General features: G+C 47.2%; 11 protein-coding genes. 7 read left to right on the top strand and 4 right to left on the bottom strand.

Features of this window, described 5'->3' with window-relative positions:
• Positions 1 to 325 precede the first annotated feature (325 nt).
• Positions 326 to 1,165 carry a hypothetical protein gene (locus B7989_RS12190; protein ID WP_088628758.1) on the bottom strand — a complete coding sequence of 280 codons (840 nt, stop codon included), beginning with the start codon at positions 1,163 to 1,165 and terminating at the stop codon, positions 326 to 328.
• A gap of 82 nt (positions 1,166 to 1,247) precedes the next feature.
• Positions 1,248 to 1,577 (bottom strand): hypothetical protein, encoded by a 330-nt coding sequence (locus B7989_RS12185; protein WP_088628757.1) that lies wholly within the window; start codon positions 1,575 to 1,577, stop codon positions 1,248 to 1,250.
• Between the two features lie 77 nt (positions 1,578 to 1,654).
• Between B7989_RS12185 and B7989_RS12180 the strand changes: the two genes are divergently transcribed.
• Positions 1,655 to 2,875, top strand: coding sequence for a hypothetical protein (locus B7989_RS12180; RefSeq protein ID WP_144265056.1), 1,221 nt, complete (start codon positions 1,655 to 1,657; stop codon positions 2,873 to 2,875).
• A gap of 668 nt (positions 2,876 to 3,543) precedes the next feature.
• On the opposite strand, the gene B7989_RS12175 is transcribed toward B7989_RS12180, so the two are convergent.
• Entirely contained in the window at positions 3,544 to 3,927 is a 384-nt protein-coding gene (locus tag B7989_RS12175; protein WP_144265055.1) for a hypothetical protein, read from the bottom strand.
• 179 nt (positions 3,928 to 4,106) lie between these two features.
• On the opposite strand from B7989_RS12175, the gene B7989_RS12170 reads away from it, so the two are divergent.
• From B7989_RS12170 to B7989_RS12150, 5 genes are all read left to right on the top strand, one after another.
• Complete coding sequence (locus B7989_RS12170) at positions 4,107 to 4,727, top strand: hypothetical protein (RefSeq protein ID WP_144265054.1); 621 nt, start codon at positions 4,107 to 4,109, stop codon at positions 4,725 to 4,727.
• 209 nt (positions 4,728 to 4,936) lie between these two features.
• Positions 4,937 to 6,322, top strand: a complete 1,386-nt coding sequence (locus tag B7989_RS12165; RefSeq protein ID WP_088628753.1) for a hypothetical protein — start codon at positions 4,937 to 4,939, stop codon at positions 6,320 to 6,322.
• A 93-nt stretch (positions 6,323 to 6,415) separates the two neighbouring features.
• Positions 6,416 to 6,793, top strand: a complete 378-nt coding sequence (locus B7989_RS12160; protein WP_088628752.1) for a hypothetical protein — start codon at positions 6,416 to 6,418, stop codon at positions 6,791 to 6,793.
• 173 nt (positions 6,794 to 6,966) lie between these two features.
• Positions 6,967 to 7,593 (top strand): hypothetical protein, encoded by a 627-nt coding sequence (locus tag B7989_RS12155; protein ID WP_088628751.1) that lies wholly within the window; start codon positions 6,967 to 6,969, stop codon positions 7,591 to 7,593.
• A 155-nt stretch (positions 7,594 to 7,748) separates the two neighbouring features.
• Positions 7,749 to 9,011 (top strand): site-specific integrase, encoded by a 1,263-nt coding sequence (locus B7989_RS12150; protein ID WP_088628750.1) that lies wholly within the window; start codon positions 7,749 to 7,751, stop codon positions 9,009 to 9,011.
• Between the two features lie 29 nt (positions 9,012 to 9,040).
• Here the strand turns inward: B7989_RS12150 and B7989_RS12145 are convergent, their stop codons facing one another.
• A complete protein-coding gene (locus B7989_RS12145; protein WP_088628749.1) occupies positions 9,041 to 10,129 on the bottom strand; it encodes a site-specific integrase in 1,089 nt (362 codons plus the stop codon).
• 188 nt (positions 10,130 to 10,317) lie between these two features.
• Between B7989_RS12145 and metG the strand changes: the two genes are divergently transcribed.
• Positions 10,318 to 12,387: a methionine--tRNA ligase gene (metG, locus tag B7989_RS12140; protein WP_088628748.1), complete on the top strand. Its 2,070-nt coding sequence runs from the start codon at positions 10,318 to 10,320 to the stop codon at positions 12,385 to 12,387.
• The last annotated feature ends 64 nt before the right edge of the window (positions 12,388 to 12,451 follow it).

The following is a 12,451-nucleotide window of genomic DNA, read 5'->3' as shown; positions in this document are numbered from 1 at the left end:
TTAACTCATTGTTCTCGATTTACTTGTAATACTGATATTCACGCATCAGCCGTTTGTGCATGTAACGTTCGTAAGCCTCATACAAGTACGCCTTCATTTCAAGGTCGTTTCGCCGAAACGCTCGCCGAACATCATCACAAAAGGTTCTCCACCAGCAGCGATCAGAATGGTTTATAGCCATATTGCAACTTCCATAGCTAAGTGCGGATACACTGCCCTGGCCAGTAAAATATCCTATTACAAGCAGAATAACCACAACCAAGCAACAGTTCCGTTTACAGCGGTCAACGGAGTTTACAGTATGTGTAACAACCCACTGAAACTATTAAATGACGCCACGCTTCTGCTGTTGCTTGCGCACGGCCTCAATGAAGTTGGGGTTCTCTGATAGCTCTGCCAGCCATTGAAGGTTGGCCAGCCGCACCTCGATAGGCTTCGACATATACGCATCCAGCGTGATATCTTGCTCGCCGTACAGAATCGCCTCTATCACGTCTTGGCGGTCGGTAAAGTCGAATATGGTACGTTCTGCCATATTCGAAAAGTTATAGGTTTTTAGCTTGCCAATCTTGCCCTTTAGCTCATCAGCACGACGCACCCGTTCCATAATCATAGGCATATTCGGAGCCATAGAACACATGTCCTGACGAATTGCCTGGAACATGTTGACCTCGAACTTCAACTGTTCATCGTGCTTTTTCAGCTTCGCCTTGGCATCTTCCAGATACGCCATCGCAGCCGTACAGCTCTCTTCATCGTGCAGAGGATAACGTAGACCGAATTGGTGGGCCAGAAAGTTGCGAATCGCCACAAGGTCTGCCAGCTCAGCGGCACGTCGACGGCGGTTTTCCTCGCGGACATCCGCATCGACGTCGGCATTAAAGCTATAGCGAAGTTCGAACTTGACGCAGTCGACATCGGCACAGTCATCGGCTGGTTCGCCATAGAAGTCTTGCAGAAAGTCCCTGACGACCATTCCGAGCGTATCTGGATTCGACATCCACTTATCTTCAATCTTGGGCGGCTTTTGCAGTTCATCGACCGTCTTAAACTCCACCTTGCGATACGCTTGCTCAACCAGATACTTCATGGTCCATTCGATGCGCTGACACGCATGGAGTAATTCACCAAGCAAGGGATAGACATCTTGGGCGGTAATAGGCATATCAGTCAATATAGATATAAAAGTGGCATCCAGCGAATAGACTCACTGGATGCCACCATTTAGCACTGTACCAAAGGCCCCTTTACGGCAAGTAGATATATGGATCAATAGGCAACTTGAACTTTCTGATGTAGCAGCAATGCCAGTGAAAATCCCAGCCGATAGCCGCCGCACGATTCAAGTACCGACATATTACCGCCGCATTGTCCGGTTCGCTAGACAACCGACTTCGGAGCATCTTAACGGCAATATCAAGCTGGTTGTTTACACCATCAACTTCGATGCCGAACTCGCTATAGATGTCTTGAACAAACGTCTTAACTCGATTCGCTTCCTCTTCCAGCAGGAATCTCTCGCGAACCACCTTGTCGCTTATCGGCTCACATTCATCATTGTACATGTACACTATCATAGAGTACCCCATTTAGGACATATATAGTTTATCAGTTCTGGTACAAAAATGAGCCAAAGTCGGCTAATTTTCGCAATTTGCAATTCAAATTGATTCCTGTTAAATTTGCACCAATCAGAAAACAAAAGGATCCAAAACCTATGATATTCATGAATAAGAATCTAGGCTCCCGCGAAAAACCGAACTTTCAATCCGCAATACTACTTGAACCGACCGACGTTCCCACCAAAGAGATGTTTTCCCTTTTTAAGGAAAAATTCAAGCCCGGTCACTATCGGTTTACCAAGGACCAGAATCAGAATGACCTAGCCCCATTTTATAACTACTATATATATTTAGATTATTTCAGTCATTTGCCCGGTTCTACAAAAGAAGAACGAGACAAGGCTTATTATTGTGGTCTAAGACTCAAAGCCTTGCACAATATCGCCACACAACTTAGGGAATACTTCATTAACAGCGCTGAAGAACGAAAAGAACTAAAGCGACAAGAAAAGCAAAACATCTATTGCGCTTGTAGAGACGGAAAGTACATCATCTTTATCACACAATCAGAAGTAGATTCAGTCCTAGCACAAATAGAATCCCTTAAAACCCCGACTGAGATAACCGCGCCAGCCACAGAAGAAGCCACATCAAAGGAATACAAGCGCAAGCCAAGACACTGGCTCCTATCCACCAGCAAGACAATAAGCCACTTCAAGATCAGGGGCTATTCTGGCAAGGATTTCTCCTTTGACCGTAACTGGAACAAATCACCCACTGAAAAGTCAATTTTTCGTCTATACAGCCGCGTCTTTCACGATGTCATTATTCCGAATGCACTCATCGCAAAAAGCGCCGGAAAAACGGTCGGATTCAACGATGTTGCCTTAGCAATCTGTTATGTCATGACAAGCCCTAAGCGCAATAAAGCTTGGAAATCGCTCATTGGAAACACGACTGATAATGAGTGGATTACCAAGAACGCTTTGCAAAACTTCGAGTTCTATGTATATGACAAGCTGAGGGACAGCAACAAGCTTCTACCGGAAAAAGACCGCTGGACCCTTGACAAGTATCTCGAAAAGACCCGTGCAGGCAAGTTCACCAAAGACAACGAAGAATATCTGTGGACTGCATCGCCAAAGGTCAAGATGCTGATTGACGAATTTTTGAAAGACCGTGACATCGGAAACTTGACTTACAAGGAAATTATCGATCGGTTTAAGGTAGGCAGGGCCACCGTCGCCAAGTTCTTCGCCTTGCTAAAGGAACGACGAAAAACATGTTCCGATTACGACTTCATAACATTCTAGTTTCAAATAAATCACCTAGCCACCGGAATCAAATCCGGTGGCTTTCTTTATTTTAGGCAAAACAGTTCCATTTTTAGGCGCCAAATCGTATCATTATTTAAGTTCCGAGTTCAATATTTAAGCGCCGAGTTCATTATTTAGGGTCCGCATAATAAACCAGCTGGATTCCCAGCAGTCCACTTCGTAGCCTACTAGGAACCGATCACAGCCGTCCTTGGCGTCTTTGATTCGGCGAAGCTAAAGCTTCACCTCTTCCAGCCGGAGTATTGTAAACGGAAAAGCCTCCGACTTCCTCATCCTCTCTTCGAGAGTCAGAGCAAGCCGAAGGCTTTTACCGACGGAGTAAACAGGGGCAAGCCCCTGACCCAGCTCAACCCAATTGGAAGGGGTATAGCGTAGGACTAAGTCCATTCTACCTTAATTGAAATAAATCTACCCTAATAGGCTTAGTCCTACTCCATAATCGCTTATCACACTTGATAGATCTTCCGCTTCGCGGAACCATCATCACTCTTGATTACAGTCATTCATATAATTGACTAAATCTTGCTTAGATTGAATAAGAATTACTATCCAGTCGCTTAAATGAAAAACACCATTTGACGCCGGATGAGAAACCAATTTAGCTCAATGCCGCTGCGCGGCAATACGCTAAAAGAAGACTCAATCTAGTCAACCTTACCTTCCAAGAAACACCGCCATACGCTCGAATCGACTTCGAAGCCCTCGATAATTACGGGCGCGGCTCCGCGCATATATGGGGCCGCGTATCCTAAATCGCTCAAATAATCAGCCGCATCCTCATTCAATTCCTCAATGGATCTATCAGGATGTTCCCCTTTCAAGCGTTCAACAATAAGCGCAAGACACAGCTCTTCGGCATATACCGCGACAGCATGGCCGTTTTCATTCAAAAAGGTACCCACAAGGGCCTTATCGAGGCCGTCCAGCAGGATTACGCTGCTTCCCCGTTCAAGGGCTTCTGACACGCGTTTTTGCACCACAGATGGGCGAATTGCAACAGATTCACAAATATCGTTAGTTTGATTCATGTCAATTCGAGCTTTTTCGCTGACATGGAGTTTATATACTCCAACCCACATGCATCAAAAAAATTAAATTGACAAAAAGCAGCCTCCTATTAAGGGTAGAATCCAGATTCATGTTGCACCGATATAAATATGTCATTCGCATCATGCTCCGGAATTGTTGTAACGGATTGAGTGCATTAATGGATGAAATTACGGAAATAAGCAATAAAGAGAAAGATGTAATCGGTTTCTACACCCAAAATCCTCTGTGTACCGAAGTTCGAGAAAACATCTATGACACCACAAAAATGCTGAAATTCCTATCTTCCCATATAAAAGCGCTCGTAGAACCACCCGCAAGCCGAAAGAATGTTTACTGCGGAATATACACCAGCAAAAGACAAAGAACCGCCTCAACCGAGCGAACCTTCAAGAGAAACGCCACCAACAGAAGCAACATCAGCAAAGAGCTCTTAGACCTCATTAAAGACGAAATTCGAAATGACTTTAAAGAGGAAAAGTATAAGGTTCGCGCACTAAAACGCAAAGAATATTACCAGGCACTTAAAGCCGATGCTGAAAAGAAGGATAAAGGAAAAGAAGCTCAAATCAACCGAATCCTTGAATTGCAAAGTAAAGAAACACTTTCAAGAGCAGAACAAAAAGAACTTCAAAAATTGAAATACAAGTATGGTCCGACAAAAATGTTCACCGAGCTTCAAGATCGGCTTTTAAACCAAGAATCAAACATCCGAATGGAAAAAATAAGAAAAAAACGCAATAAAGCGGACTTATCGCCAAACAATAAAAAGAAAAAATAGACCTGATTTGATGATCGCAAAACAGCCTGCCTTTATATAAGGCAGGCTGTTTCGTTGTTCTTTTTAGGGCTCCTAAAAAAAGCCCCTTTTTTAGGGCTCCTAAAAAGGTTTCATGAAGATTTCCGCATCCATACCCAAACAAGTTTCACGATTCTAGTTTTGGAATGTCGAGGCATTCCGCCCCGACATAAAACACAAGGAGTCATATTATGACCAATAACAAGAATCCTAAAGATTCCCTCTCTCGCGAAGAAATTCGCAGCGCACTCATCAAGCTCGGCATCAAGTCGCATGACGATGTTTTCGGCATCGTACCGAACATGGACCCGGATAAGGTCAACGCGCTCGGTACAGTAATCTCCGGCTACATTCAGTTCCTTGTTAAGGACAAGGAATACATGGATGACATTGTCACAGATTGCCCCAATGACGATTCCATTACGACGGATGAATACCTTGATCGAATTCAAGCAGTGATCAATCGTTTTCAGGATCGGGATTACACTCAGAAAATCCTAAATTGGGATTTATCCGGCAACGGAGAGCTCCGTTACGGATCCTACAATCTGTTCAGCCTAACGAACCGATTCATCGAAGATTATTTGGTTGGAAAAGAAATTTCTAGTCAATTTGCATTCCTTTCCGGTCCCCAGGAAGGATTCTTCGACGAATACTTGAACTCCGAAAACAAAAAACTGATTGCCAGCATGAAAAAGGACCGCATCGCCTTCTACGGTTATCATAACGCAGGCAAAGGCGTCCATTTGGCAACCGTTCGCTGGGTTTCAATGTCTGAGGACAAAAACCTCTATTTGGGCTATGAAACCGAAAACAACGGGGTTCTCTCTATGTCAAACCTTCACCCGCTCGACTGCATTCAAGAGGACAAGAATATCCAGGCCGGGCTCAAGAAATACGGATTCATCAAGGATATGCCTAAGAATGGTGAAAAATACACCGACGAAGAGATCATGAAGATCTTTGAAAATGTGAACACGGCTCTTGAACACACAAATAATCAGGTCTACGTTCTTAAAAAGTCGGATTCCACCAGCGAAATGCAATTTATTTCCGATTTAGAAAACTGTTCAGAGCTCTTCGACATGCCTACCCCGAACGGAATCCGTGTCAACGAGTTTCAGAGCGAAAAGGAACGCGACGAAGTAGCCCATAAATTGGTCGATTTCATGGTATACGCCCAAGAACATGGCGAAAACACCATTTTCGCCGGGATACAGTATCCCAGCGACCAAGACGGGATTACCTTCGAAGACCGCTGTTCTCTTGAATGTTTCATGATTTACGGCAATGAAGCCAAAAATGCGAACAAAGCCAAGGCTACTTTTGAAGCCTACAAGACCAAGGTCGCAGAGAGCTTCTTCAGCCTGACCAACATTGACACCGCCAAGGAAACCCTTGCTCACATGGCCAAGTATCGCCCCGGTTCTTACTCACTGTTCGAAATCGCCAACATCTGCGGTTGCTACCGTTGCACATCAGACAAGGGAGGACTCTGGGGCTGCGTACACAGCTGTAGGTTTGAGCATGACTTCACGCCCGAATATGAAGCAAGCAAGGCTTCCGCATCCACTTAACAAACCTTCCTATAACAACCGCCAAGTACGGAGAATGCACACTGACGGGCATTCCCAAACTTGGCTAAACCTCCAATATAAAGGAAAATACACATGAAAACTCGCATTAACGGGTTAAAGTATGACACCGATACGGCGACATACGTTGGCTGCTACATTCTCTTTGCTGACGAAGCCAGGGAATCATTCACCGAGACCCTTTATTACAAGAGAACTGGCGAATTCTTCATTTATCGCCATGGTGGCGACTGCACCGACGATGTCAACGATAGTTGCTGGGCTGTCAGGCCCGAAATCATCCCCTTGTCAATCCAGGCAGCGAAGGTCTGGGTTACTTGCCACTGCTCCACATATAAGCGGATCAGACTCTTCGGGGATGAAAACGATGCAGAGCCCAACAAATGCTCACTGTCATCCAAGGCGCTCTTACATAAAAGGGAACTGAAGGCGCTTCTTTACCGCAATAATTAGTTCCCATTTTCCATGTTCCTTGACGGGTCTTATATGTAATTGGCCCTTCCCGTCTAGGATTTTCCCTAAAGCACCCTAAACCAAACGGATTTCAAGAACAAGTCGGGAGCGACTTGCGACGGATAGGATTATACCCAACAAAAAAATTCAACTCTAAAACAAGGAGATACGCTATGAAGAACAGTAGCAGCACTATCAAACCCATAACGGCTTCCAACGGAGACATTCTCACCATTGACGACCTTATCGCGAGCGTCGATTGCGCTGATGTCGATTGGGAAATGGCAAGATTCGCTTTCAGCGATGAAAATGTCAAAGACGAGCTTGACATCTGTTTGCTCGATTTCTTCAAGGATCAGCAATCATGGCAGCAAGTTGACAAATACTACCTTGAGGAATATCCCTGCTGTGAATTTCACGCACTCATAAGAGTCATTGAGCGTCGCGCGAAAAATGAATGGCTAAACCAAGCAATGATGAAAGGCTGGGAGGATGTCATGTACGAAGACCAGTACAAGTCTTTCAGTGAGTTGAACTCCTTCGAAAAAGCAGTATACCAGAAATCACAAGCACGCGGATTCAGGCTCGGCTATACAGAACATAAAGGCAACGGTCAAAAGAAAAAAAACTGGATTACCGATATAATCATGGGCGGTCTTCCCTACGAAGTAACCGTATGCTTTGTAGGCAAAGGCCCCGATGTAAAGGATACCAAATCAAATCCTTGGACCAGTGAAAAGGCATTCATCCACATTGAAGAAGGCAATTCACGCACAATACTCAGACTCTACCATGAGTAATCTCACCCAAATTTAAGGAATATCGGGTTTTCATGTAAAAGGCCTTATCAATCCCCCGGTATTTCTCATCCAAATAACCCTAACACCCAACGGATTTCAAGATCAAGTCGTCCCCGACTTGGACTGTTCAACCATTGTCTAAAAAGGACCTAAACATGAAACAAGCATGCCCATCAACAGAACAGGTTCAAAACTGGTGGATGCAAATGCAGCAAAAGCAAGCGACCAAGATTTACGCCGTCAGAGATGGAGCCTATTACAGACTCCGCGCATTTACCGAAAAAAGAGAGAAATGCGGAGAAATCTCCCTGGGATTAAGGGACAAGAAATCTGCACAGCGGATTGCCGATTCGTTGGAATTAGATTCCGCCACAGATGACCAATCTCCAGCTGGAGAACTTAACAAATACATAGAACACCTGAGAAAGCACGCCAACGCATGCAAAAAAGGAAAATACGCCTTAACCTCTCTGGCAGAATCAACTGAGCACACCATCTGCACCATAAAATCACGTCTCAGCAAGCATTTTCTGGGATTTTGTCGCAAAAGGCGCATAACAGACATTAACGAAATGTTCAAGCGAGAAATCATCAACGCCTACATCGATGAACTTTACGAAAATGTCGCCATTGGAGACACTTCAAGGTCCATCATGACTAGTACATTGACCTTCTTAAGGTGGTACGACGGCAAACAGGACAATTCCCTTATGAATACAAAGTTCTATAAAGCTATCAAGGGATGGCGGGGCCGCTTCGGCTTCAAACGAAGTCATCCAAAGGTTTTCCTCCGTCCAGACCAGATACAGGCCATCCTTCGTTACGATTACCCTGACGAACGTATCAAGGCAATGTTCTTTTTCCCCTTAATTTGCGGATTGCGCTACAACGAGTTCGTCACCCTTCATTGGGGCGATTTGGATTACGCGAACAACAACCTAGATGTCACCATAGCCAAGGGCGGGACATGTAGAAAAGCCCAGTTCCCCAAGGTCATGCAGGATTTTCTCAGAAAAGTCCAATTAAGTCGCACAACAGGCAATCTTCCCGGTGACAAGCTGTTCAAGGGATACGACAAAAACCGCGATCTTAGTGTCTATAAGAAACTTCTAAAGGATATGACAGGAGTCGAGGGTAAGGATACAACATCGAATTGCCTCCGTCGAAGTGGCTGTAACTTAATCGAAAAGTTCAAGCATGGTCTGGGTGACCTGCAACTTGGCCATAGCATTTGTTCCAGGGTAACCCACAAAAGTTATACTGACTACAACGACTACGAAGAGGTCAACGCGTTCTGGGATGAGCTATATCGCAAAAGTCAGCAACCAGCGCCCATTACTGGGATCGAGCCCAATAGGATAGTTGCCGGACAAGCGAATGTCATCAGCTTTCAGGAAATCGATTCCATTACAGGATAAAAGGAGGCACAAAATAGCGCCTCCCTTCTTTATATACGATTAACGCCGTCACGCATGCTTTCATCGCTAATGTGGGTATAGACATTCAGGCTGATTCTCACATCGCTATGACGCATCAAACGGGTCACTGTTTTCAAATCGACCCCGGCACGAATAAGGTTGGTGCAGTAGCTATGCCTTAGGCGATGATGCAACGATTTCTTGGGGATAGGCAGCCCAGCCCTAGTAAGGACAAACTTGAACATAACCCCAAGTTCCGGCGTATTTTGTTCAAACCGTCCCGGAGGAAAGAAGCGACCATCTGGCTTAATTTCAGTCATTACCGCCTCATAGAGGACCCACAGTTTGTCACTGATAGGCACAACGGCGAATTTATTCCCTTTGCCCACAAGAGCGATTTCACGCGTATCGCGGTGAATATCCTCGGTACGCAAGAAAAGAGCTTCTTTCAATCGTAACCCAGCATAGGCCATCAAGCCAAGGAAAAATCTATACAGTGGATCTGGAGCTGCGTCCAATATGCGCTTAATTTCATCCTCGCACCACGACTCCTCGTTTTCCTTATCATAAGGCACCTTGATACTCACACCATCGCATGGATCAAATTCATTCATATCATAATGCTTGGCGCACCATCTGAGCCACAAGCGAAAGCTCCGAAATCGCTCATGTATGGTCATGCGTCTGTGTTCTGGAAAAGAGGCTATCAGCTTGAGGATTACCCCCTTGGTAATCTGTCTAAGATTGATGCACCCTTGAGCCTGCATAAATTCGACACAAGGATGAATACGGGACTTGTAGGTCTTGTAGGTAACCCCAGGATGCACCGATTCGACATACTGCAAATACTCCTCGTAAGCCTTTTCCATCGGGTAATCGTTAAACTCACGCTGCCACGACGGCGGCATCATTTCGACGAACTGCATCTTGGTCAGCCATTTTTCGGCAAGCTGTTTGGATTCCGTGTGTAGCGAAATATGCTTAGGGCTTTGACCGGGTGTATAAACGCAACCGTACCAGGTTTTGTTTCCAGCACTCTTGTGTAGTTGGCGTATAGCATAGGTAGTTTTGCTCCCTAATGCTGCCATTGAGGATTGTTTTTTTGTCATTTCAATCATCGAAGACCTCCTTGGGGTCAGGTTTTCGATGCGAAGCTGTGTCGGAGTATCAAGGTTTTTGTGTCGGAATCGAACCGACGCCTAGGCCAACAAAAAAGCCACCCAGACGCGTTTCGGGTGGTCTCTGGATAGTCCTATCCAGGCAAATTCGGTGGCAAATATAACAAAAAATTTCTACATTTGTGGCCATGAAAAATTTTTACGTTACTACCCCGATTTACTACGTGAATGACGCCCCGCATATTGGGCATTCCTACACCACGGTCTTGGCCGACATTCTCACCCGTTTCCACAAGATTCTGGGCTACCAGACCTTCTTCTTAACCGGTACCGATGAACACGGCCAGAAGGTGCAGCGTGCTGCCGACAAGCGTGGCGTGACTCCGCAGGAACACGTGGATGAATACTACCACCGTTTCGAAGACCTGTGGAAGAAGATGGGTATCGGTAACGACTTCTTTATCCGCACCACGATGCCCGAACACAAGGCTTTTGTGCAGGAATGCCTGCAGAAGCTCTGGGACAAGGGTGAAATCTACTCGAAGGAATACGAGGGCTGGTACTCCGTGGGCGAAGAACGCTTCTTCAGCGAAGACGAACTTGACGAGAACAAGTGCGACCCCATCAGCCACCGCCCGGTGGAATGGCTCAAGGAAAAGAACTACTTCTTCAAGATGGGTTCTTACCAGCAGAAGCTGATTGACTTCCTCGAAAGCCACAAGGACTGGATCGTGCCGGACTACCGCTGGAACGAAATCCGCGGATTCCTGCGTCAGCCGCTGAACGACCTGTGCATCAGCCGCCCGAAGGCACGCCTCAGCTGGGGCATTCCGCTGCCCTTCGACACCGATTACGTGACCTACGTGTGGTTCGACGCCCTCCTCAACTACGTGAGCGCCTCCACCGCCTTCCACAAGACTTATGCCGACGGCACGCCGATCTGGCCCGCCACTTACCACCTGATTGGTAAGGACATCTTGACGACTCACAGCGTGTACTGGCCGACCATGCTCATGGCTCTCGACATTCCGCTCCCGCAGCATATCCTCGCCCACGGCTGGTGGCTCGTAAATGGTGGCGAAAAGATGAGTAAGTCCGCAGGCAACGTGGTGAACCCGATGGACTACATGGAAAAGTACGGCATCGACGCGTTCCGCTACTTCCTCGCTCGTGAAATGGTCGTCGGTCAGGATGCCAACTTCACTCACGAAGCATTCGTGCGCCGCATCAACAGCGACCTCGCTAACGACCTCGGTAACGTGCTGAACCGCGTGCACCGCCTGGTCATCACGAATTTCGAAGGCAAGCTCCCCGCCGCCACCGCAATCGGCGACGCCGAAAATGAAGTCATCAATCTTGCAAACAAGGTGATTGCCGAAATCAAGGAAGGCCTGCCGCAGGCTCGCCTCTCGCAGTCTATCGAAACCATCATGCAGCTCGTGCGTAGCATCAACCGCTACCTCGAAGTCAAGGCTCCGTGGAAGCTCGCGAAGGACCCCGCCCTCAAGGACGAACTCGCTACGGTTCTTTACGTATCTGCAGAAGCCGTGCGTCTCTCGCTCTGCTTGCTGTGGCCGGTGATTCCGGGCAAATCCGAAGAAGGCCTCGCCATGATCGGCTGCAAGTTCCAGAGCGCCGACGACCTCGCTTGGGGAATCCTCAAGGGTGGCGAAAGTTTCGGCGAAGGCAAGCCGCTTTTCCCGCGTATTGAAGAAGAAGTCAAGAAACAAGAAGCCCAGCCGAAGCAGAAGCAGAACAAGCCGCTCATGGCAGCGGATGTCCCTGCCGCATTGGATATGCGCGTGGCCCAGATCAAGGAAGTCGCCGACCATCCGGACGCCAGCAGCTTGTATGTACTGAAGGTCGATGCCGGCGAAGGCGAACTCCGCACCATTTGCAGCGGCCTCAAGAACAGCTATCAGGCAAACGAACTCCAGGATCGCAAGATTCTCTTGTTCGCAAACCTCAAGCCGAGCGCCCTCCGTGGCATCATGAGCCAGGGAATGCTCTTTGCAGGCGACCTCGACGCCGAAGCACACACCTGCCGCCTCGTCTCCGTGCCCGAAGACGCAAAGCCCGGTGACCGCGCCCTCTTCAAGGGTGTCGCTCCGAGTGAACCGCGTGAACTCAAGGTGAAGGACTTCGAGAAGATTGCGCTCTCCGTGAAGGGAGGCGCCGTATTCTGCGACGCCCTCGCCCTCGAAGTGAACGGCAAGCCGGTGACCTGCGACGTCGCTGACGGCAACGGCGTGCATTAATCAAAAAAGTGGACTATGCAGGAGTTTAATAAGAGGGTAGCATAAGCTACTATATTCATTGCGC

The organism is Fibrobacter sp. UWB5 (genome assembly GCF_002210295.1).
GTDB lineage: Bacteria > Fibrobacterota > Fibrobacteria > Fibrobacterales > Fibrobacteraceae > Fibrobacter.
This window is presented reverse-complemented; position numbering and strand designations above follow the sequence as displayed.